The organism is Parasphingorhabdus sp. (assembly GCF_036964675.1).
Taxonomy (GTDB): Bacteria; Pseudomonadota; Alphaproteobacteria; order Sphingomonadales; family Sphingomonadaceae; genus Parasphingorhabdus.
This window is the reverse complement of sequence record NZ_JBALTF010000052.1, coordinates 1-20,577: the sequence shown is the minus strand read 5'-3', so window position 1 is coordinate 20,577 and position 20,577 is coordinate 1. Positions and strand designations below refer to the sequence as shown.

The following is a 20,577-nucleotide window of genomic DNA, read 5'->3' as shown; positions in this document are numbered from 1 at the left end:
CCGGTGAAGATCGAATATTGCATCGACCGCTTTGCCATGGAGGTGAAACGCCAGCTCGATGTGCTCGACCGCCATCTTGCCGACAATGAATATATGGCGGGCGACGAATATAGCATCGCCGATATCGCGATCTGGCCCTGGTATGGCGCACTGGTCAAAAATATCGTCTATCAGGCCGCCGAATTTCTCGACACCGCCTCCTACAAGCATATGAACCGCTGGACCGACATGATCGCCGAACGCCCGGCGGTACAGCGCGGCAAAATGGTCAACCGCGCCTGGGGCGAACTCGAAGGCCAGCTACGCGAACGCCACGATGCGAGCGATTTCGAATTGCGCACGCAGGACAAGCTGGAACCGGAGGGCGAAGCGGCGGAGTAGCGATTCCTACTTCAAAATTCCGGCCATGATCAGGTCGACCGTCTGCTCGCGATAGGCATCGCGCATCCGCTCGTCGAAATCGTCGCGGCCGTAGCAATATTTCCAGACCAGCTTGCCGGTAAAGAAGCGGTCGGCCGCACCGGTGACGGCGGAATAGAACAGGTCGGGATCAACATCCCGAAACACGCCCGACTTGATGCCTGCGCCGACAAATGTCTTGTAGGCCCCCGATAGCGGCTTCAGATATTTGTCCGCGATATTGCGCGCGCCTTCTGGTGGCAGTTCGCGAATCAGGCGCATGGTCAGGCGGTTGAGATAGGGAAATTCATAATAGGTATCGATCACCGCGCCGATATGATGGCGCAGCTTGTCTTCCGGCGGCCAGTCCTTCTGGATCAACAGACCGACCTGATCCAGAATATTGTCCATATCGCGCTCAAGAATCGCCTCGAGCAGGCCATCCTTGTTGCCGAAATAATATTTTACCAGCGCGCTGTTGAGACCCGACCGGACCGACAGTTCGCTGAACGAAATATCAATCGTATCGCCTTCGCGCATGATCAGGCTGGCGGTCTCGATCAATTTCTCGCGAGCGCCTGCTTCATTTTCTTTATTCACCAATTTGTCGACGCCCATTTGTCTTCCCCCATGTGCATCACGTCACATTTTTGTCACTTATAAACAGGTTCTTCCCACCATGGAAAGCTGTCTGGCAAGTCGCTGGACACTTTATCCGGATAGTTGGGTGTGCGCTTCTCCAGAAAGCTCGCGATCCCCTCTTTGGCATCGGCGGATTTCGCTCGATTATAGATGATCCGGCTATCGACTTTATGCGCTTCCATCGGATGGGCGGCAGCGGGCAATTGCCACAACATCTGCCGGGTGACAGCGATGGATACCGGCGCTGTATTGTCAACAATCTCGCGCGCCAGCGCATAGGCAGCGGGCAGCAGCTCTTCGGGCTTGTGCAGCGAGCGGACCAGACCGCCCTTGAGCGCTTCCTCGGCATCAAAAACCCGGCCGGTCAGACACCATTCGAGCGCCTGCGCCCGGCCAACCAGATTGGGCAGGAACCAGCTGGCCGCGCCGTCGGGGGCGATACCGCGCCGGGCAAAGACAAAGCCGAAGCGCGCAGTTTCGCTGGCCAGCCGCATGTCCATCGGTAGCAGCATCGTTGCACCAACGCCCACGGCAACGCCGTTGATCGCACCGATAACCGGCTTCAGACATTGATAGATACGCAGGATCAGCAGACCACCGCCATCGCGGACCCGGGGATCGGAATAATCTTCCACCGGTTCTGCGCTGGCAAACGGCTTCTTGCCATCTTCCGGCGTCAGATCGGCACCGGCGCAAAAGGCTCGTTCGCCGGCTCCGGTAACCACCACCGCCCGCACATCATCATCGGCATCGATGCGATCAAAGGCGTCGGTCATTTCCTTGATCATCGTGCCGGTAAAAGCGTTCATCTTTTCCGGACGGTTGATCGTGATCGTCGCGATCTGGTCGGCGACGTCGTAGAGGATCTGGGTGTAATCGGTCATGCGAGGCTCCTGGGGATAAAAAAAGGGCCGCGAGTTTCTCGCAGCCCTTGAAGTTTGGTGCTTAGCGCGGTGCCATCCGGATGCCGCCATCGAGACGGACATCTTCGCCGTTGAAATATTGCGTTTCGATCATGCACATTGCAAGCGCCGCATATTCGTCCGGCTGACCCAGTCGTGGCGGATGCGGAACCATCGCGCCGAGCGCGTCACGAACATTTTGCGGCGCACCAGCCAGCAATGGCGTATCGAAAATGCCCGGCAGGATGGTGTTGACGCGAATGCCTTCGCGGGACAGATCGCGCGCGATCGGCAATGTCATGCCAACCACACCGCCCTTGGAAGCCGCATAGGCCGCCTGACCGATCTGACCGTCTTCGGCCGCAACCGAGGCGGTGTTGACCATCGCACCGCGATCGCCATCTTCCAGCGGATCAAGGGTCAGCATGCCCGCCGCCGATTTGGCGATGCAGCGGAAAGTACCGACCAGATTGACCTGGATGACGAAGTTGAAGGCATCCATCGGAAAATGCTTGATCGAGCCATCTTCCTTGGACCGGCTGGCGGTCTTGATTGCGTTACCGATACCGGCGCAATTGACCAGGATGCGTTCCTGACCATTGGCGGCGCGGGCCTTGGCAAAGCCTGCATCGACACTGTCATCATCGGTGACATTGACCTTGCAGAAAACACCGCCCAGTTCGGATGCCAGCGCTTCACCTTTTTCCTCGTTGAGGTCGAACAAGGCGACCTTGACGCCCTTGGCGGCCAAGCGACGGGCGGTTGCCGCGCCGAGACCAGAAGCACCGCCGGTAATGACTGCTGAGATATTGCTGTTGAGTTCCATGTTTTTGTCTTTCCTTTTGATCCTTGCCGTTAGTGGTGAGCCTGTCGAACCACGCCTGTCGACGAGAGCCGTCCTTCGACAAGCTCAGGACTAACGGATATTCCGATATGCCAGCGCCTAACCGAGACGCTCGATGATCGTGACATTAGCCTGGCCACCGCCTTCACACATGGTCTGCAGACCATATTTCGAGCCGCGAGCCTCCATGGCGTTGAGCAGGGTTGCCATCAATTTGGTACCCGATGCGCCGAGCGGGTGACCCAGAGCAATCGCGCCGCCATTGACGTTGATCTTGTCGCGATCGGCACCGACATGCTTCAGCCATGCGAGCGGCACGGGGGCAAAGGCTTCGTTCACTTCATAAAGATCGATATCGCCGATCTTCATGCCAGCCCGCTGCAACGCGCGGTCGGTGGCGAACAAAGGTTCTTCCAGCATGATCACCGGATCACCAGCGGTTACCGTCATGTTGACGATCCGCGCACGCGGGGTCAATCCATGATCTTTCAGCGCCTGTTCCGAACAGACCAGAACCGCGCTGGAACCATCGCAAATCTGGCTGGCATTGGCAGCGGTAATCGCGCCGCCTTCCTGCAACAGCTTCACTGCGCCGATGCTTTCCATCGTGGCGTCAAAACGAATGCCTTCGTCAACCTTGTGATGTTCCTTGCCTTCGGCCGTTTCGATTTCGATAGCGATAATTTCCTTGGCAAAAGCGCCGGATTCGACCGCCTTGATCGCCTTGTGGTGGCTTTCCAGCGCAAATTCATCCAGATCCTGACGGGTGAAGCCGTGCTTCTTGACCATCATTTCAGCGCCCATGAACTGGCTGAACTGGATGCCGGGATAGGCTTTTTTCAGGCCTTCCGACATGTTGGTGCCGAGGCCGGCGTCCTTGAACAGCTTGAAGGTCGATCCCATTGGCACGCGGGTCATGCTTTCGATACCGTGCGCCATCACCATATCCTGGGTGCCGGACATGACGCCCTGCGCCGCGAACTGAATCGCTTGCTGTGAAGAGCCACATTGCCGATCAATAGAAACCGACGGGATGCTGTCGGGCAGGTTGGATGCCAGAACCGCGTTGCGGCCAACATCGCCGCTCTGCTCGCCGCCCTGCATGACGCAGCCGGTGATCACATCTTCTATGGCACTGGTGTCAAAATCATTGCGGTCGGCAATGGCATTGAGCGTGGCAGCACCCAGATCCACCGGATGGATGCCGGCCAAACGGCCGCCGCGACGGCCACCAGCGGTACGAACCGCATCAACAATATAGGCTTCTGCCATAGTCTTATTCCTTTGATTGGTTGAGAGTCGAAATTTAACTGACCGGTTAAACCGCACAGGCGCTAGCGTCAAATGAAAAAGCCGGCGATCACTATTGTGATAACCGGCTCCTTCAAATCATATCTTGCCAGCGTCAGGCAGGCACATTGTCTTTCTTGACCGTGATCACCTGCGGATAGGTGAATTCGAGCAGGCCTTCCTTGCCATATTCGGCGCCAAAGCCGGACTGTTTATGCCCGCCAAAGGGTGCGAACGGCGACAGGTGGAGAAATTCATTGACCCACACTGTGCCGGTCTCAAGCTGTTCGGCAACCCGGACGCCTTCCTCAGGATTGGCGGTCCACACAGCGCCGGCAAGGCCATATTCGCTGTTATTCGCGCGCGCGATGACTTCGTCGGTGGTGCTGAATTTCATCAGCGGCATGACCGGACCAAATTGCTCTTCAGCAACAATCCGCGCATCTTCCGGCGGGTTGTCGAGGATCGTGATCGGCACATAATAGCCCGGAATGCTCTCATCCTGCGCTTCGCCACCGACCAGGAACTTATAGCCATTATCCTTGGCATCCTTGATCAGTTCCAGCACCCGTTCATATTGCTTCTTGTTCTGGATCGGACCGACCGCAGTACCCTGTTGCGCGCCATCGCCAACCTTCACATTCTTGGCAAATGCGGCAATCGCAGCGCTGAGCTCGTCATAAATATCCTCGTGGATATAGATGCGTTTCGCAGCGACGCAGATTTGTCCGGCATTGGTGAAGCTCGACCAGAACAGCTGTTCAGCAACTTTTTCGACATTGGCATCGGGCAGGACGATCGAGGCATCATTGCCACCCAGTTCCAGCGTGATCCGCTTGAGATCCTTGGAAGCGCCTTCCATGATCTTCTTGCCGGTTGCGGTCGAGCCGGTGAAAGTGATCTTGTCGATATTGGGATGCGAAGTCATCAACGGACCGAGGCTGTCTTCGCCGGTGATGATATTAACGACACCCGGAGGGGCAACATCCTTGATCAGCTCGGCAAGACGCAAGGTGGTCAGCGGTGTGAATGGCGATGGTTTCAACACGATCGTGCAACCGGACAATAAAGCCGGGGCAATTTTCTGCACCGCCATCATCACCGGGAAATTCCACGGCACGATACCGGCGACAACGCCGACCGGCACGCGGCGAGTGCGGCTGAAGCGCTCGTCGCTATCCTCGTTAATCTCGTCTTCGATGTCCAGCGTAGCCTGCGATCCCGCCATATAGGCTGCGCCGGCGATTTCGCCCTGCGCCTGCGCATGCGGCTTGCCCTGCTCTGCGGTCAGCAGACGGAACAGCTCGTCATTATTTTCGTTGATCACAGCAGCAATCGCCTGAACCACTTTGCGGCGGTCTTCGATCGGCTTTTTCGACCAGGCCTTGAATGCAGCGCGCGCAGCAGCGACGGCCTGATCAAGCTCGGCAGCGCCACATGCCGGCACCTGACCGATCACTTCTTCATTGGCCGGATTGACGACGTCCAGCATCTGCGAGGTGCTGACCATCTCACCATTGATCAAATTCTTATATTGGGTAACCATTTTGCTCTCCTTTGGGGTCTGCCTTTGGATTCTATTTGAGTCGCTTATAGTGGATTACAAGACCTTGCGCGCCATTCATTTTGATAGACTGTAGCGGATCGGCAGGGTTTTGAGCCCGCCAACAAAGGTCGACTTGGCGCGGATCGGTTCGCCGGCCAGTTCCAGCGTTTCGATCCGGTCGAGCAGTTCGTTGAACAATATTTTCATTTCCATCCGCGCCATGTGCAGTCCGAGACATTGATGCGCGCCGGCACCAAAAGCCAGATGCCGGTTGGGCGATCGTGACGCGTCAAATTTGCGCGGGTCGGGAAAGATGTCCGGATCATGATTGGCTGCGATATAGCTGATCATCAGCCAGTCATCCTTGGCAATTTTTTGCCCGCCAAGCTCGGTATCTTCCGCAGCCGTGCGCATGAAATGCTGCACCGGCGTCGTCCAGCGGATCGCTTCCTCGACAATCCCGGGGAGCAGATCACGGTCGGCCTTGAGCCGGGCGAATTGTTCCGGGTCGCGGGCCAGCGCCATCATCGCGCCCGCCGTCGAAGCCGAGGTCGTGTCATGCCCGGCTGCCGCCAGGATGATATAATAGCCGGCCATGTCCCGGTCGCTGAGATGCGCGCCGTCGACCTTCGCATTGGCGATCACGCTCGCCACATCATCGGTCGGATTGGCGCGCTTCTCTTCGGTCAGCTTGGCAAAATAGGCCTCGAAGTCGGCAACAGCGCCGACCACCAGCTGCATGATCTGCTCCGGCGTCATATTGGCCATGCCGGACTTGTTGAGATCTTCATCCTGGCCGCCGAACATCTGCTGGGTGAGAAACAACATGCGCTGCTCATCCGCTTCCGGGACGCCCAATATCTGCATCACCACATGCAGCGGATAGGGGGCGGAAACCAGCGGCACAAAATCGGCTTCATATTTGCCGTCTTTCTGGCTTGCATCGACCAGCCGGTCGACCGTGACCCTGGCCAACGCCCTGATCTCGTCTTCCATCTGGCTGATATTCTTGGGCATGAACCAGTCTTGCGTCAGCCGCCGATATTTGGGGTGAGTCGGGGCATCAAGGGCGACCAGCGAACGGACCAGATTGGGATCGCCGCCGGTAATCGATTTCACGAATGCACCGCTATTCTTGTCGCTGAAGGTGACGCTGCGCGGACTGTTGAGGAACAGCTTGTTGTCCTTGCTGATCCGCATCACGTCATCATAGCTGGTGACCAGCCAGAACGGATCGTGGACCTCGTCATTGACCACCCGCACAACCGGTGTGTCGCGGCGAATATCATCGAAGCGGTCGAGCAGTGCATCCCAGTCGACATAATTGGCCGGGTCAATGATCGCCTGCGCATCCGGGCCGGTTAAAATTGGTTCTGCTTGCGTTGCCATCAGGCTGTCTCGCTTCCCTGCTTGCTCCAATATTCATCGCGCAGCAGCCGTTTGTAGAGCTTGCCCGTGGCATGGCGCGGCAGTTCTGGCCGAAAGTCGATCTGGCGTGGAATCTTGACGCCGGAGAGCGACTGGCGGAGATAGGCTTCCAGCTCCTGTGCCAGATCATCGCCCGCATCCGCCATGTCCATCGGCTGCACCACCGCGACGACCTTCTCGCCCATATCCTCGTCCGGTGCGCCAATGACGGCGGCATCGGCAACCTTGGGATGGTTGACCAGCAGATTTTCAATTTCCTGCGGATAGATATTCACCCCGCCGGAAATGATCATGAAGCTCTTGCGGTCGGTCAGATAGAGAAACCCATCCTCGTCGAGCTTCCCGACATCGCCGAGCGAGGTCCAGCCCTTTTCATGGGTTGCCGCCTTGGTCTTCTCAGGATCATTATGATATTCGAACTTCGAGCCGCTCTCGAAATAGATCTGGCCTTCTTCGCCAATCGCCACTTCATCGCCATTTTCATCGCAGATATGGACGATACAATTGATCGGCTGTCCGACTGTTCCCTTGTGCGCCAGCCAGCCTTCGCTGTTGCAGAAGACAAAGCCATTGCCTTCGGTTCCGGCATAATATTCGTTGAGCACCGGCCCCCACCATTCGATCATTTTTTCCTTGATCGGAACCGGCACAGGCGCAGCGGCATGGACCGCGCTCTTGATCGAGGAAATATCATATTTGCTGCGTATTTCCTCCGGCAGTTTCAGCATCCGGACAAAATGGGTCGGCACCCACTGGCCAACATCGCACTTATATTTCTCGACCAGCTGCAGCGCATGTTCGGGATCGAATTTTTCCATCACGATGCTGGTACCGCCAAGCGCCTGTACAGCAATGTTCCAGCGCAGCGGCGCGGCATGATAAAGCGGCGCCGGAGAGAGATAGACGCAATCCTTGTGGAAACCGAAAATTGCCTCGGCGAGTCCTGCTATGCCATTGGGCCCGGCGATATCTTCATCCAGCGGCAACGGCAATTTCACGCCCTTGGGCTGGCCGGTGGTGCCCGACGAATAGAGCATGTCGATACCGGCGCGCTGATCGGTGATGGGCGTCATCGGCATCGATTCGAGCGCCGCTTCGATATTCCGCTCGTCTTCTGCGCCATATATCAGTTGCTCGACATCGGGATTCAACGCGCGCACCTGATCGATGACCGGCAGCATTTTCTGCGAACTGATCAGCAGCTTGGCGCCGGAATCTTTCAATATATAGCTGACTTCTTCGGCGGTCAGACGGCTGGAGATGGCGACCTGAAACAGGCCGGAGCGCTGCGATCCCCAGGTGACCGGGAAAAATTGCGGATGATTTTCCATGCAGACGGCAACCGTATCGCCAATCTGCAGGCCGCGGCTGCGATAGAGCTGGGCAATCTGGTTAGACAGTCTGTCCAGCTCACCATAAGTGATGATTTCCCCGGAGCTCGCCATGATCACAGCTGGCTTGTCGGGATTTTTCTTTGCGTGGACAGAAGGGTGCATAGTCTGGCGTTCTCCAAGTGTTCGATCGCCTGATTGGACGATTCGCTTTCCTGGCACCATGGTTTAATCGCACAGTTAAATCAATCGATAGTCACATCAATCGGCGATAGAAGGCAGCAATAGCCCACTAATTCTCCACATAGATATCCACAGGCACGGTCAAATCGGCAAATATCCGGCCGATTGGTGCCGTGCTGGTCGCGCCCTGCTCGATTTCCGTCTCGAGTATCGTCTGGCTGGCAGCACCCTTGAGCAGAACGACCACGGTGCGCGCTTGGCAAATCGCCGCCTTGGTGATCGTCACCAGCGGCGTGTCACCGCCTTCGGGGAGCAAGCCAATGGCGATTTTTTCCGCAGGGCCATCCAGCGCCTCTTCCATATCGGCGCTTTCCATGATTCCGGCAGTGCTGCCATCGGCGCCCATGCCGAGCAAGACCAGATCGGGTGGCCATTTCGTGTCGCGCAGCCGCGCATCGGCAGCGGCACCAGCCATATGATAATCCTCGTGATCCGGTGCCAGCGGCAGCACGCGTGCGCCGCGGGTCAGAAAGAGACTCGCCAGCTTTTTTGCATGGCTGCGCGGATCGTCGAGCGGCACCATCAAATCGTCGGTCGGGATGATCGTGACATATTTCCACTTGATCTGCTTTTCGGCCAGCGCCTCGAGCACCGGCATCGCTTCATCGCTCGCAGGCAGCGCCAGCAAGGCATCGCCGCGCGCATCCAGGGCGCTCTCGATAATGAACTGGATATCGCCGGCGACGGCATCGACCATCTCGGCCGGATCGTCAAAATCCCACCATTCGAGCATCGACTCATCCCCTTCGGGCAAGTCATCCATATCAAAACCTTCTATCGCGTCTTCGAATTCGTTCATTTTTCTGCCTGTTAGCCAATTTGCCTCGCGCTTCTAACCGGTGTTCCCGTCGAAACAAAGGTGAAACATGAGATTTTTCCGGACGATTTTCTAGTTTGCAGGCTGCCCGGCCGGCTGCTCGTCCAGCAACAGCCCCGATGGCCGCAGGATGATGAGCGAAGCGGGAGCGCCGCTGGCCTGCTCGCGCGCGCTGATGTCGACCTGGATGAAGCGCTGGTCCTCGGTCAGCTTGGCATCCTGCGCCCATTGCCATTGCCAGCCGCCATTTTCGACCGCTCCGCCCTGCTTTCCCAGCGCGGGCGGGCGCGGGTCGGTGAGGATTTCCACTGCCCGATTGCGGACCACCGATTGCGCGACCACGCGCAGTTCCAGTTCGGCGGCATTGTGCGTGGTAAAGGCCTGCAGCCGGATCAGCGAAAGAGCGGCGAGACTGAACACCGACAATGCGACCAGCATTTCGATCAGGGTGAAACCGCGCTCGTCACCTCTGGCCGCATATTTGGCGGTATATCTGCCCACTCTGATCATGGTGCTGCTCCGGCGAGCTTCACATCGCCCATTGGCGCAATCAGCACGCGGCGGCTTTGCTCCTTGCCCTGCAGGACAAGTTCGGCCTGCTCGCTGGGCAGACCGGTGCTTTCGAAGCTGATCATCATCGGTCCGGTCTCGCCGGTTTTCGCGGTCACGCCGCTCGACCAGTTGGTCGATACAAAGGGCTTGTCCTCGATCACCAGCCAGCTGCCCTTGCGCCGTTCGAGAAAACTGTAACCGGATGGCGTGACCTGCACCGCCATCGGTCGCGATTGCAGGATTGCATTGTCGCGGAGCGCCGCCGTTCGCGCGGCGAATCTTTGGGCATCTTCTTCCAGGTCGCTGCTGCCGCCGGGAAAGGAAAAAACCACGACCGAAGCCATCAGTCCGATGATCAGCAGCACGACCATCAATTCCACCAGTGTGAAGCCAGCAGCATCATCGCCAGAGATAAGAGGGTTCCGCCGGGTCATCATGAGATCATTTACCGATTAGGTTCGAGCGAGTCTTGCAGAATCCAACATCCCCTGCAATGACGGTGCCATAGAAAAGAAACGCAGGGCAAAGGAATTTCTGATGGATGACGTCACTCTCTACGAGAAAAATGACCGCATCGTGACAATCACGTTGAACAAGCCGGAAACGCGCAATGCGCTGTCGAAGGATCTGTGCGAGTCCCTGGTCAATGCGATCAACAAGGCGGATGCCGACGCCGGGGTAAGCTGCGTCGTGCTGGCCGCCAATGGAAAGAGCTTCTCCTCCGGCGGCAATCTCCACGAGATCAAGGCGATGACCGCCGACCAGCATATGACGCCGCTGGAAATCGAGAATTGGTACAAGACCGGTATCCAGCGGATCCCGCTGGCTTTCTCGCAAATCTCGGTGCCGGTGATCGCCGCGGTCAATGGCCATGCGATCGGCGCAGGCAATGACCTGACCACCATGTGCGATATCCGCATCGCCGGCGAAGACGCGATTTTTGCCGAAAGCTTCCTGCGCGTCGGCATCATCCCCGGTGATGGTGGTGCCTGGTTATTGCCGCGGATCATCGGACAGGCGAGAGCCAACCAGATGCTGTTTACCGGTGAATTTATCGATGCGCACAAGGCGCTGGATTATGGCCTCGTGTCGGAGGTTGTTGCCAATGACCAGCTTATGGCACGCGCCTATGAGCTGGCCGAAATGGTGGTTGCGCTGCCGCCGCTGGCGATTCGCAAGACCAAGGAACTGGTGCGCACCGCGCAGAGCGTGACGCTGAAGGAAAATCTCGATCAGGCGGCGCTGTTCCAGGGCGTCTTGCAACAGCTGGACGACCATCGCGAGGCGATTGATGCGATATTGGAAAAGCGCAAGCCGGTGTTCAAGGGCGCGTAATTGCTGGGGAGACGGTTCTGCCGCGCAGGCGGGAGTCCATCTCCTTAATGCCGCGTCGAGGAAATTTCGGGAGATGGGCCCCTGCCTTCGCAGGGGAACAGGTAGGAGAAATAGAATGAAAAAGACCGCTATTTTGATCGCAGCCCTGATGTCGGCTGCTCCAATATGGGCAGCTCCTCCCGAAGGCGTCGCCACCCCGGCAACAAAAGCCGCCAATGCCAATGTCGCGGCAGAGCTGCCGATCGCCGACCAGACCGATTTCGAAAATGCCAATCGCGGCTTTCTTGCAAAAATTCCAGGCGACAAGATCCTCAACGAGGATGGCTCGGTTGCCTGGGATTCGCATCAGTTCGACTTTATTACCGGCGCGGCCCCTGACACGGTCAACCCATCGCTGTGGCGACAGGCAAAGCTCAACAGCGTCCACGGTCTGTTCGAGGTCGTTCCCGGCATCTATCAGATCCGCGGCTATGATCTGGCGCAGATGACGCTGATCGCCGGCAAGACCGGCTGGATCATTGTTGATCCGCTGACCACGCCTGCCCCGTCAAAAGCCGGGCTGGCTCTGGCCAACAAGACTCTCGGCGAACGGCCTGTGGTCGCGGTCATCTTCACTCACAGCCATGGCGATCATTTTGGCGGGATTGCCGGTGTCGCTTCGCCCGAGGATATCAAATCGGGCAAGGTACAGATCATTGCGCCGCACGGTTTTCTCGCCGAATCCGTTGGCGAAAGCGTGATCGCCGGGACCGCAATGAACCGGCGGGTACAATATCAGTTCGGCACCGCCCTGCCGGTTGGCAAGACCGGCCATGTCGGCGGCGGCCTCGGTCAGAAATTGTCGAGCGGTGATGTGTCGCTGGTGCCACCGACCCGGTCGATCAGCAAGACCGGCGAGACGCTGACCGTCGATGGCATAAGCTTTGACTTCATGGATGCCGGCGAAACCGAAGCACCGGCCGAGATGGTTTTCTACATGCCGCAGTACAAGGCGCTGCATACCGCAGAAGTGGCGACCCGCACCTTCCACAATGTCCTGACCCCGCGCGGCGCACTGGTCCGCGACACGCTGAAATGGAGCAAGGTGATCGACGCGATGCTCGCCAAATATGGCACGCAATCCGACGTCATGCTGGCCTCGCATCACTGGCCGACATGGGGTGCCGATAATGTCCAGGCGGCGCTGAAAAACCAGCGCGGCATCTATCGCTATGTCCATGACCAGACCATGCGCCAGGCCAATCAGGGCGCGACCATGCACGAGATTGCCGAGAATATCGGCGAGCCGGATTTCGCCAAGAGCGACTTTGGCGTGCGCGATTATTACGGCACGCTCAACCATAATAGCAAAGCGGTCTATCAACGCTATTTCGGCTGGTGGGATGCGGTTCCAGCGCATTATCATGAACTGCCGCCGGTCGAAGCCTCGAAAAAATATGTCGCGGCAATGGGCGGCACCGAAAAGGCACTGGCAGAAGGCGAAAAGGCATTTGAAGCCGGCGATTATCGCTGGGCAGCGACCGTGTTCAACCATCTGGTGTTCGCCGATTCGACAGATGAAGCGGCCAAGAAATGGCTGGCCGCCACATACGAGCAGCTTGGGTTCCAGTCCGAGGCCGGAACCTGGCGGAACATTTATCTGGTCGGCGCCAAGGAACTGCGCGAGGGCAATAACGTCAAGAACAGCATTTCCACCGCCAATGCCAAGGTGCTCAGCGGCATCCCGGCGGTTGACCTGTTCGACGCGATGGCGACCCGCTTCAATCCGGCGAAGATGCAGGGCGACGGCGGCATCCTCCGCTTCTGGTTCCCCGACCGCAAGGAAGCGGTGAGCATTGATCTCGGCAAGAGCGTGATGTTCCCGCGCCGAGAGGATTACGCGATTACCGGTGAGGGATCGGTCGTGCAGATCACCATCAGCCGCGCGCAGTTCACCAAGCTACTGATGCGGGAAACCAGTCCGATGGAGCTGATCCGGGACAAGCAGATGATCATCAGCGGCAATGATGCACTAATGGCCACCATGTTTCTGGCGCTCGACGAGGTAAAACCACAATTCGATATTGTCACGCCGTGAACCGGCCTGCGCCCATCACCGTTCGCACTGAGCTTGTCGAAGTGCGTTTGTCCCCACCACCCGTCCTTCGACAAGCTCAGGACGAACGGAAAAAAGCCAATGCAGAGATTTAATTTTCCTGTCGTTCAACCCGATCCCGCTCTGGAGGAGTTGCGCGCCGACTTGCAGGCGTTCCTCAAGGAAGAACGGGACGCGGACAATTTCAAACCCGAACCGGAATGCTGGATGGCCTCCGCCGATCCCGAATTTTCCAGGAAAATGGGGAAGCGCGGCTGGATCGGGCTGACCTGGTCGAGCCAATATGGCGGCCACGACAAGAGCGCGCTCGAACGCTATATTGTCACCGAAGAGACGTTGCGCGCGGGCGCTCCGGTTGGTGCCCACTGGATTGCCGACCGCCAGCACGCGCCGATGCTGATTGCCCATGGCACCGAAGCGCAGAAGCTCGATATCCTGCCACGCATTGCTGCGGGGGAATGCTATTTCGCCATTGGCCTGAGCGAACCGGGCGCCGGCTCCGATCTCGCCAATGTCAAAACCAGTGCGGAGAAAGTCAGCGACGGCTGGAAGATCAACGGCCAGAAAGTCTGGTCCTCCGGCGCCCATATCTCGCATTATATGGTGGCGCTGCTGCGCACCTCGCCCGCCGATGGCCGCAACCGCCATGTCGGCCTGTCGCAGATCATGATCGATCTCAGCCTGCCCGGTGTCACCATCAAGCCGATTGTCGATCTGTCCGGCGATGCCCATTTCAACGAGGTCTATTTCGAGGATGTGATTGTGCCCGAAGACTGCCTGCTCGGCGACGAGGGCGGCGGCTGGGCCCAGGTCACCGGCGAACTGGCGATGGAACGGTCCGGACCGGAACGGTTCCTGTCCAGCTATATCACGCTGGAAACCGCATTGCGGCAGCTGAGCGGAAAAATGGGTTCGGATAGCCATGGTCGGCTGGGCAAGCTGATCGCCAATCTGCGCACACTGAAAGGCATGTCCTGGGCGATCGCCAATCTGCTCGATCAGGGCGTGTCGCCCGAAACCGAAGCGGCGCTGGTCAAGGATCTCGGCAACCGGCTGGAAAATGACCTGACCCTGCAGGTACGCGCGCTGCTCAACGACCTGCCCTCTGAAGACTGGAGTCCCGACATGCGCCGGATCATGAATATCGGCGTGCTGCGTTCGCCGCCCAACACCTTGCGCGGCGGCACCACCGAGGTAATGCGCGGGATTACCGCGCGGCAATTGGGGTTACGCTGATGATAAATACAGAAGGAATGGTCGCCGAAACGGCCACGAAAATTTACACCGACCTGTGCGGACGGGAAGTGCCGCACCAGGCGGAGGCTGGCGAATATCCGCAGGCGCTCTGGGATGCCTTGCAGGAAAATGGCTTGCCGCTGGCCTGGGTTGGCGAAGCCAATGGCGGCTTTGGCGCCGACTATGACGAGACCTTCGGCGCGATCTGGGCGTCGGCGCAGGCGGCCTCTCCGGTGCCCTTTGCCGAGACGCTGATCGCCAACTGGATGCTCGACCGGGCCGGCCTGGCGCCAGCGGATGGCACCGCCAGCTTCGCGCTCAGCGGCCACACGCCCAGCGCCGACATCCCGTTCGGCATGCACGCCGACAAGATCGTCCTGTTCGACGAGGCGCATCAGGAAATATCCCTGTTCGACAATCGCGTAGCGGTCCGGTCGCCCGAGGCAGCGCTGTCGCCGGATGGCATGACGCAATTCATATTTTCGGGCCATTTGGCGGAACAATCGGCCAAGACCAACCTGTCCCGCCGGGCGGTGGAAGCGCTGATCCTGACCGTCCGCGCGGTACAAATGGCAGCGGCGATGGAGACAGCATTAAATCTGTCGATCGACTATGTCTGCCAGCGCGAACAATTCGGTCGGCCCCTGTCGAAATTTCAGGCGATCCAGCAGCAACTGGCAGTCGCTTCTTCCGAATGCGCGGCCGCGACCATGGCCGCGACGCAAGCGGCCAGCGCCATCGCCCGCCATGCTGATGATCCGGAAAAAGCCTGGCACGAAGCAGTGATCGCCAAAGTCCAAATCGGCCATAGCGTCGAGGCGGTTACCGTGCCTTTCCATCAGGTCCACGGCGCAATGGGCTATACTCAGGAATATGATCTGCACCATTATACAAGGCGGCTCTGGGCCTGGCGCGACGCGCTTGGCAATGAATATCACTGGTCGAAACGACTGGGCGAGGAACTTTCCCGACAATCCCCAGATCAAATCTGGAAAGGCGTGACAACGGGCGACTGGACGAGCGGCGAGCGGGTTGCTAGTTAACCGAGCGATTAAATGATTCTTTTTGCCGTTAGTGGTGAGCCTGTCGAACCACGCTTCTCAAGGATAGGCATCCTTCGACAAGCTCAGGACTAACGGAAACCATATAGTAGATTCCGACATTCGCCGGAATGACGCACAAGGAGCATATCCCATGAAAACACGCATCACGGAACTTTTCGGCATCGAACATCCGATCATTCAGGGCGGCATGCATTATGTGGGATTTGCCGAACTGGCCGCCGCTGTGTCCAACGCGGGCGGGCTTGGTATCATTACCGCACTGACCCAGCCTTCGGCAGCGGCGCTGGCCGATGAAATCGCCAAATGCCGCGAAATGACCGACAAGCCGTTCGGCGTGAACCTGACCTTCCTGCCGGTGGTCAATTCGCCCGACTATGAAGGCATGGTCAAGGCAATCATCGAAGGCGGCGTCAAGGTCGTCGAAACCGCCGGCAATAATCCGGTTCAGGTGCTCCCTGCGCTGCACGGCGCCGGCATCAAGGTGATCCACAAATGCACCGCGGTGCGCCATGCGCTGAAAGCCCAGAGCATCGGCTGTGACGCGGTTTCGGTCGACGGCTTCGAATGCGGTGGCCATCCTGGTGAAGATGACATTCCCAACATGATCCTGCTGCCGCGCGCCGCCGACGAACTGGATATTCCTTTTGTATCCTCCGGTGGTCAGGCCGACGGCCGCAGCCTCGTCGCCTCGCTGGCGATGGGCGCTGAAGGCATGAACATGGGCACCCGCTTCATCGCCACCCAGGAAGCGCCGGTTCACCAGAATGTGAAAGACGCGATTGTCGCCGCCAGCGAACTGGATACCCGCCTGGTGATGCGGCCCTTGCGCAACACCGAACGGGTGCTGACCAACCCGGCGGTCGAACGGCTGCTCGAAATCGAAAAGGAAAAGGGCGCAGACCTGCAATTTTCCGATGTCATCGAGCAAGTCGCGGGCGTCTATCCCAAGATCATGCTGGAAGGCACAATGGACGCCGGTGCGTGGAGTTGCGGCATGGTCGCCGGCCTGATCCACGATATCCCGACCTGCAAGGAACTGATCGACCGGATCATGGCCGAAGCGGATCAGATTATCAATCAGCGGCTCAAGGGGTTTCTGGCCGCCTGATGCTGGAGCCCTATCAGCCCCTTAGCCGCTCCATCGCCGGCAAGATTGCGATCGTCACCGGCGCCGCCAGCGGCATGGGCCGGGCTACCGCGCATCTCTTTGCCTCCGAAGGCGCCCATGTCGCGGTCACCGATCTCGATCAGGCCCGATGCGATGCCGTAGTGCGGGAAATTCAAGACGCGGGCTATAGTGGCAGCGCCAAAGCCTGGGCGCTGGATGTCAGCGATCCAAATGCGATCAAGACGGTTGTTGGCGCGATTGCCGCTGCTTTTGGCGGGGTTGATATTCTGGTCAACAATGCCGGATTTGCCATTCCCGCCGACATCGCGGAAGAAAGCTATGAAGACAGCTGGGGGCCGACACTGGCGGTCATGCTGACGGCGCACCAGCGGATGATTCGTGCGGCTTTGCCCCATCTCCGCAAGGCGGAACATCCGCGGATCGTCAATATCGCCTCCACCGAAGGCCTCGGAGCATCGCCTGGCAACAGCCCCTATGCCGCCGCCAAACATGGCGTGATCGGCCTGACCCGTGGTCTGGCCGTAGACCTTGGCCGCGAAGGCATCACCGTCAACTGCGTCTGCCCCGGTCCGATCCGCACGGGCATCACCGATGCGATTTCCGAAGAACATAAAACCATCTATGCCAAGCGCCGTGTGGCGCTGCGCCGTTATGCCATCCCGGAAGAGGTTGCGCATATAACCTTGTCCTGTGTGTTGCCGTCGGCAAGCTTTCTCACCGGCGTCGCCATTCCGGTCGATGGCGGGCTGACGATCAAGAACGCCTGAAGCAAAAGCCCCCGAAATCGCTTTCGGGGGCTTGCTCATAAATTTGGATCGGCCGGTATTACCGATAAATCGCGTTGCCGATCACCGCGCTGATACGACCGCTGGTGACCGCGATCAGCAGCGCATCATTGCCGGACCGAACCCATTGATAGCCACGCGGCGCATTGGACAAACGGTAGGCACGAGGATTGCTGATCACCCGGTAATTGGTCGCATAACGCCGGTCGAATCTTTGCCCCTTGGACCAGTTCCGGTGAGAAACGGCACTATAGCGCTTGTCATTGTAACGATCGCGCTGGTCGACTTTCCTGGTCGTGGTCTTCGTCACCACCCGCTGGCCATTCCGCTTCGTCTCGGTCTTTTTGACTTCGCGCTTGCCATTCGTATTTTTCACCGACTTTTCCACGGTCCGGTGCTGGGCGGCCTGAGCCTGCGCGGTAACCATCGGCGACACCGCCATGGTTGTCACTGCCAAAGCCATCAGAATTTTTTTCATGTTCCATTCCCTTTTCTATCGGGCGCCAACTGCGGCGTCACAGGCAGAAATAAGGGCAAGCTGTCGCAGGCATTTGTCAGATTCGCTGTTTTTTGTATTGGTTTGTCGCAGAACCCCGATCCGGTTCATCTGCCGATCAGCTAGCGGATCATCAGTGCTCCCAAAGCGCCAGCACCGACCGCAGCGCGGTCACCAGCGCCAGCGGTTGATCGAGCATCAGATGATGTTCGGCTTCGGGTATTGCAATCATCGGAATATGGCCGCCGCCGAGCTCGCGCAGATAGGCGGCGCTATCAGCGTCGAACAGCTTGCTATTCTCGCCATAGATGATTGCCAGCCGATGCGGCAGATCAACAATCCGCTGTGGCGCCTGCAGCCATTTTGCCTGATCATTCACGCTGCGGTGGAAAACCATCGGATCGAATTTCCATGACCAGCCGCCATCGACCCGCTGCATCGAATGATAAGCCATATATTCGAGCAGAAACGGTGCTTGCGCTTCCTGGGGTGGCGAAAGGACAAAGCGTCCGCGCGCGGTCTCGTAATCGGGATAGATATTGTTCGGCTTGTCAGACTTGCCCGATCCCGGCGGGCCGTTGGAACCCTTGAAATGGGCCATCAGTTTTTCCGGCCGCATGATCATCAGATCGCAGATGATCAGACCGCCAAAACGCTCTCCTGCCAGTTCCATTGCGGTGAGGGCAACGCCGGAACCAAAGCTGTGGGCGATGATCTTCGGCTTTACCGGTCCGGAGAACAGATCAAGCGCTTCGGCCACGGCAACCATGCCTTCGGCACGCGTATCGCCATCGCTGTCCGGGACCATCTCGCTCTCGCCCATGCCCGCCAGGTCATAGGCAATGACGTCATATTCTTCTGCCAGAAACGGCGCGATAAAGGCAAAGCAGCGCGCATGGGCGAGAAAGCCGTGGGTCATCAGCAACGGCGGCTTGCCGCGCGTGCCCCAGCGGAAATAATGGACCTTATAGCCATCCACTTCGACAAAGGCTTCTTCGCGCGGCACCGCCATCGCGTGCCCGAACCATGACGGCAGATCCTGATCGCCAGCCCAGATATCGACAATATCCGGGCTGGCTGTTTTCAAATTTTCATTCATCGCGGGTGCTTATTCGCCCTTCCAGTCCGGCTTGCGCTTCTGCGCAAAAGCGAGCGAGCCTTCCTGCGCATCTTTCGAAGCGAACACCGGCATGGTGATTTCAGCCTGTTTCTTCCAGGCTTCTTCGCTGGACCAGTCATAGCTTTCATTGATGATCTTCTTGGTCGCTTTCAGCGCCAAGGGACCATTGGCCGCAACCGTGGTTGCCAGCTCGATGGCCGCATCCAGAGCAGCGCCTTCGGTCACACGGTTGACAAAGCCCACTTCATAAGCGCGCTGGGCGGAGAAGAAATCTCCGGTCAGGGCCCATTCCATGGCGATGCGTTTGCCGACCAGCTGCTGCAGCTTGATGACGCCGCCAGCCGCAGCCACCAGGCTGCGTTTGACTTCCGGAATGCCGAATTTGGCGTTGACGTTGGCGACGCACAGATCGCAGGCCAAAGCCAGTTCGAGGCCGCCCGCCAGCGCATAGCCTTCGACCGCAGCGATCAGCGGCTTTTCCGGACCCTTTTCGGTGATCCCGCCAAAGCCATAGCCTTTGACCGAAGGTGTTTCGCCGCGCAAAAAGCCCTTCAGGTCCATGCCGGAACAGAATGTCCCGCCGGCGCCGGTGATGATCCCGGCGTTGAGGCTGTTGTCATTATCGAGCTGCTCCATCGCCGCGCGAATGCCTTCCGCTGCCGCCTTGGTCATCGCGTTTTTGGCTTCGGGCCGGTTGATGGTGACGATGATGAAACCGTCGCGAATTTCGGTGAGCACTTCAGACATTTTTGTTTCTCCTATTTTTCCTCGAACCGTTAGTCCTGAGCCTGTCGAAGGACGCTTCAAGTCCATAGACGCACTTCGACAAGCTCAGTGCTAAAGGCAATTTCCACCTGCAATCAAATTTCTCACGCGAAGCCGAGAAGGCGCAAAGATAATTTTCTTCGTGGCTTCGCGGCTTCGCGTGATAATTCTGATTCCTTCTTTTTCAATCAAACAGCAAGCTTGCCAGTTTCGACCGTTGATAGGCGGCATCGCCGATCAGGGCACCTGCCAGAATTGCCTTGCGCCGGTGCAGTTGGGCATCGCAATCATGGGTGAAGCCAAAGCCGCCATGAAATTGAATCGCCCGGTCGGCAGCGGTGGCATAGCTGGAATGGGACTGGGCCGCCGCCATCCGGACGGCAACCTCGCCACGTCCCTGCTCGCCCCAGCTGTGGGCGGCGCTGTACAGATGCGTGCGCGCCTTTTCATATTCGACATAATTGTTGACGGTCGGATGTTTCAGCGCCTGATAGCTGCCGATAATCTTGCCGAACTGCTTGCGGGTCTTGAGATATTCCAGCGTATAATCGATCACCG

At 58.3% G+C, this 20,577-nt stretch carries 21 protein-coding genes; 7 read left to right on the top strand and 14 right to left on the bottom strand.

Annotated features, from left to right (window positions below; genetic code table 11):
* On the top strand, positions 1-381 hold a 381-nt coding region (locus tag V7665_RS09965), incomplete at its 5' end, for a glutathione S-transferase C-terminal domain-containing protein (RefSeq protein WP_335664386.1).
* A 6-nt stretch (positions 382-387) separates the two neighbouring features.
* On the opposite strand, the gene V7665_RS09960 is transcribed toward V7665_RS09965, so the two are convergent.
* From V7665_RS09960 to gspH, 10 genes are all read right to left on the bottom strand, one after another.
* Complete coding sequence (locus V7665_RS09960; RefSeq protein WP_335664385.1) at positions 388-1,017, bottom strand: TetR family transcriptional regulator; 630 nt, start codon at positions 1,015-1,017, stop codon at positions 388-390.
* Between the two features lie 35 nt (positions 1,018-1,052).
* Positions 1,053-1,925, bottom strand: a complete 873-nt coding sequence (locus V7665_RS09955; RefSeq protein ID WP_335664384.1) for a crotonase/enoyl-CoA hydratase family protein — start codon at positions 1,923-1,925, stop codon at positions 1,053-1,055.
* Between the two features lie 61 nt (positions 1,926-1,986).
* Positions 1,987-2,769 (bottom strand): SDR family NAD(P)-dependent oxidoreductase, encoded by a 783-nt coding sequence (locus tag V7665_RS09950; RefSeq protein WP_335664383.1) that lies wholly within the window; start codon positions 2,767-2,769, stop codon positions 1,987-1,989.
* Positions 2,770-2,886: 117 nt separating this feature from the next.
* A complete protein-coding gene (locus tag V7665_RS09945; protein WP_335664382.1) occupies positions 2,887-4,059 on the bottom strand; it encodes an acetyl-CoA C-acetyltransferase in 1,173 nt (390 codons plus the stop codon).
* Positions 4,060-4,192: 133 nt separating this feature from the next.
* Positions 4,193-5,623, bottom strand: a complete 1,431-nt coding sequence (locus V7665_RS09940) for an aldehyde dehydrogenase family protein (RefSeq protein ID WP_335664381.1) — start codon at positions 5,621-5,623, stop codon at positions 4,193-4,195.
* A gap of 75 nt (positions 5,624-5,698) precedes the next feature.
* Positions 5,699-7,012 carry a cytochrome P450 gene (locus tag V7665_RS09935; protein ID WP_335664380.1) on the bottom strand — a complete coding sequence of 438 codons (1,314 nt, stop codon included), beginning with the start codon at positions 7,010-7,012 and terminating at the stop codon, positions 5,699-5,701.
* Entirely contained in the window at positions 7,012-8,547 is a 1,536-nt protein-coding gene (locus V7665_RS09930; RefSeq protein WP_335664379.1) for an acyl-CoA synthetase, read from the bottom strand. The genes V7665_RS09935 and V7665_RS09930 overlap by 1 nt, the downstream gene beginning before the upstream one ends.
* A 127-nt stretch (positions 8,548-8,674) precedes the next feature.
* The gene (locus V7665_RS09925) at positions 8,675-9,424 is read right to left on the bottom strand and encodes a 6-phosphogluconolactonase (RefSeq protein ID WP_335664378.1); all 750 of its coding nucleotides are present in this window, start codon (positions 9,422-9,424) and stop codon (positions 8,675-8,677) included.
* Positions 9,425-9,514: 90 nt separating this feature from the next.
* The gene (gspI, locus tag V7665_RS09920; RefSeq protein ID WP_335664377.1) at positions 9,515-9,952 is read right to left on the bottom strand and encodes a type II secretion system minor pseudopilin GspI; all 438 of its coding nucleotides are present in this window, start codon (positions 9,950-9,952) and stop codon (positions 9,515-9,517) included.
* The gene (gene gspH / locus V7665_RS09915; RefSeq protein WP_335664376.1) at positions 9,949-10,428 is read right to left on the bottom strand and encodes a type II secretion system minor pseudopilin GspH; all 480 of its coding nucleotides are present in this window, start codon (positions 10,426-10,428) and stop codon (positions 9,949-9,951) included. The genes gspI and gspH overlap by 4 nt, the downstream gene beginning before the upstream one ends.
* Before the next feature lie 103 nt (positions 10,429-10,531).
* Here gspH and V7665_RS09910 point away from each other — a divergent pair, with 103 nt between their 5' ends.
* From V7665_RS09910 to V7665_RS09885, 6 genes are all read left to right on the top strand, one after another.
* The gene (locus V7665_RS09910; protein ID WP_335664375.1) at positions 10,532-11,329 is read left to right on the top strand and encodes an enoyl-CoA hydratase-related protein; all 798 of its coding nucleotides are present in this window, start codon (positions 10,532-10,534) and stop codon (positions 11,327-11,329) included.
* Between the two features lie 115 nt (positions 11,330-11,444).
* Positions 11,445-13,406 carry an alkyl/aryl-sulfatase gene (locus tag V7665_RS09905; RefSeq protein WP_335664374.1) on the top strand — a complete coding sequence of 654 codons (1,962 nt, stop codon included), beginning with the start codon at positions 11,445-11,447 and terminating at the stop codon, positions 13,404-13,406.
* Between the two features lie 99 nt (positions 13,407-13,505).
* Entirely contained in the window at positions 13,506-14,660 is a 1,155-nt protein-coding gene (locus tag V7665_RS09900; protein ID WP_335664373.1) for an acyl-CoA dehydrogenase family protein, read from the top strand.
* Entirely contained in the window at positions 14,660-15,703 is a 1,044-nt protein-coding gene (locus tag V7665_RS09895; RefSeq protein ID WP_335664372.1) for an acyl-CoA dehydrogenase, read from the top strand. Before V7665_RS09900 ends, V7665_RS09895 begins: the two co-directional genes overlap by 1 nt.
* 151 nt (positions 15,704-15,854) lie before the next feature.
* Positions 15,855-16,832 carry an NAD(P)H-dependent flavin oxidoreductase gene (locus V7665_RS09890; protein WP_335664371.1) on the top strand — a complete coding sequence of 326 codons (978 nt, stop codon included), beginning with the start codon at positions 15,855-15,857 and terminating at the stop codon, positions 16,830-16,832.
* On the top strand, positions 16,832-17,620 hold the full coding sequence (locus V7665_RS09885) for an SDR family NAD(P)-dependent oxidoreductase (protein ID WP_335664370.1): 789 nt from the start codon (positions 16,832-16,834) through the stop codon (positions 17,618-17,620). The genes V7665_RS09890 and V7665_RS09885 overlap by 1 nt, the downstream gene beginning before the upstream one ends.
* 58 nt (positions 17,621-17,678) lie before the next feature.
* Here V7665_RS09885 and V7665_RS09880 read toward each other — a convergent pair whose 3' ends face one another.
* The 4 genes from V7665_RS09880 to V7665_RS09865 all read right to left on the bottom strand — a co-directional run.
* Positions 17,679-18,116, bottom strand: coding sequence for an RcnB family protein (locus tag V7665_RS09880; protein WP_335664369.1), 438 nt, complete (start codon positions 18,114-18,116; stop codon positions 17,679-17,681).
* 151 nt (positions 18,117-18,267) lie between these two features.
* Positions 18,268-19,233, bottom strand: coding sequence for an alpha/beta fold hydrolase (locus V7665_RS09875; protein ID WP_335664368.1), 966 nt, complete (start codon positions 19,231-19,233; stop codon positions 18,268-18,270).
* Positions 19,234-19,242: 9 nt separating this feature from the next.
* Positions 19,243-20,001 carry a crotonase/enoyl-CoA hydratase family protein gene (locus V7665_RS09870; protein ID WP_335664367.1) on the bottom strand — a complete coding sequence of 253 codons (759 nt, stop codon included), beginning with the start codon at positions 19,999-20,001 and terminating at the stop codon, positions 19,243-19,245.
* Positions 20,002-20,203: 202 nt separating this feature from the next.
* A partial coding sequence (locus V7665_RS09865; RefSeq protein ID WP_335664366.1) for an acyl-CoA dehydrogenase family protein occupies positions 20,204-20,577 on the bottom strand: 374 nt, incomplete at its 5' end.

What these genes read in the sequence shown, in the direction of transcription:
- V7665_RS09940 (WP_335664381.1), bottom strand. Translation starts at nt 5,623, where the DNA reads ATGGTTACCCAATATAAGAATTTGATCAATGGTGAGATGGTCAGCACC.
- V7665_RS09875 (WP_335664368.1), bottom strand. Translation starts at nt 19,233, where the DNA reads ATGAATGAAAATTTGAAAACAGCCAGCCCGGATATTGTCGATATCTGG.
- V7665_RS09890 (WP_335664371.1), top strand. Translation starts at nt 15,855, where the DNA reads ATGAAAACACGCATCACGGAACTTTTCGGCATCGAACATCCGATCATT.
- V7665_RS09960 (WP_335664385.1), bottom strand. Translation starts at nt 1,017, where the DNA reads ATGGGCGTCGACAAATTGGTGAATAAAGAAAATGAAGCAGGCGCTCGC.
- V7665_RS09880 (WP_335664369.1), bottom strand. Translation starts at nt 18,116, where the DNA reads ATGAAAAAAATTCTGATGGCTTTGGCAGTGACAACCATGGCGGTGTCG.
- V7665_RS09935 (WP_335664380.1), bottom strand. Translation starts at nt 7,012, where the DNA reads ATGGCAACGCAAGCAGAACCAATTTTAACCGGCCCGGATGCGCAGGCG.
- V7665_RS09870 (WP_335664367.1), bottom strand. Translation starts at nt 20,001, where the DNA reads ATGTCTGAAGTGCTCACCGAAATTCGCGACGGTTTCATCATCGTCACC.
- V7665_RS09905 (WP_335664374.1), top strand. Translation starts at nt 11,445, where the DNA reads ATGAAAAAGACCGCTATTTTGATCGCAGCCCTGATGTCGGCTGCTCCA.
- V7665_RS09930 (WP_335664379.1), bottom strand. Translation starts at nt 8,547, where the DNA reads ATGCACCCTTCTGTCCACGCAAAGAAAAATCCCGACAAGCCAGCTGTG.
- V7665_RS09950 (WP_335664383.1), bottom strand. Translation starts at nt 2,769, where the DNA reads ATGGAACTCAACAGCAATATCTCAGCAGTCATTACCGGCGGTGCTTCT.
- V7665_RS09925 (WP_335664378.1), bottom strand. Translation starts at nt 9,424, where the DNA reads ATGAACGAATTCGAAGACGCGATAGAAGGTTTTGATATGGATGACTTG.
- V7665_RS09885 (WP_335664370.1), top strand. Translation starts at nt 16,832, where the DNA reads ATGCTGGAGCCCTATCAGCCCCTTAGCCGCTCCATCGCCGGCAAGATT.
- gspH (WP_335664376.1), bottom strand. Translation starts at nt 10,428, where the DNA reads ATGACCCGGCGGAACCCTCTTATCTCTGGCGATGATGCTGCTGGCTTC.
- V7665_RS09945 (WP_335664382.1), bottom strand. Translation starts at nt 4,059, where the DNA reads ATGGCAGAAGCCTATATTGTTGATGCGGTTCGTACCGCTGGTGGCCGT.
- V7665_RS09900 (WP_335664373.1), top strand. Translation starts at nt 13,506, where the DNA reads ATGCAGAGATTTAATTTTCCTGTCGTTCAACCCGATCCCGCTCTGGAG.
- V7665_RS09895 (WP_335664372.1), top strand. Translation starts at nt 14,660, where the DNA reads ATGATAAATACAGAAGGAATGGTCGCCGAAACGGCCACGAAAATTTAC.
- V7665_RS09955 (WP_335664384.1), bottom strand. Translation starts at nt 1,925, where the DNA reads ATGACCGATTACACCCAGATCCTCTACGACGTCGCCGACCAGATCGCG.
- V7665_RS09910 (WP_335664375.1), top strand. Translation starts at nt 10,532, where the DNA reads ATGGATGACGTCACTCTCTACGAGAAAAATGACCGCATCGTGACAATC.
- gspI (WP_335664377.1), bottom strand. Translation starts at nt 9,952, where the DNA reads ATGATCAGAGTGGGCAGATATACCGCCAAATATGCGGCCAGAGGTGAC.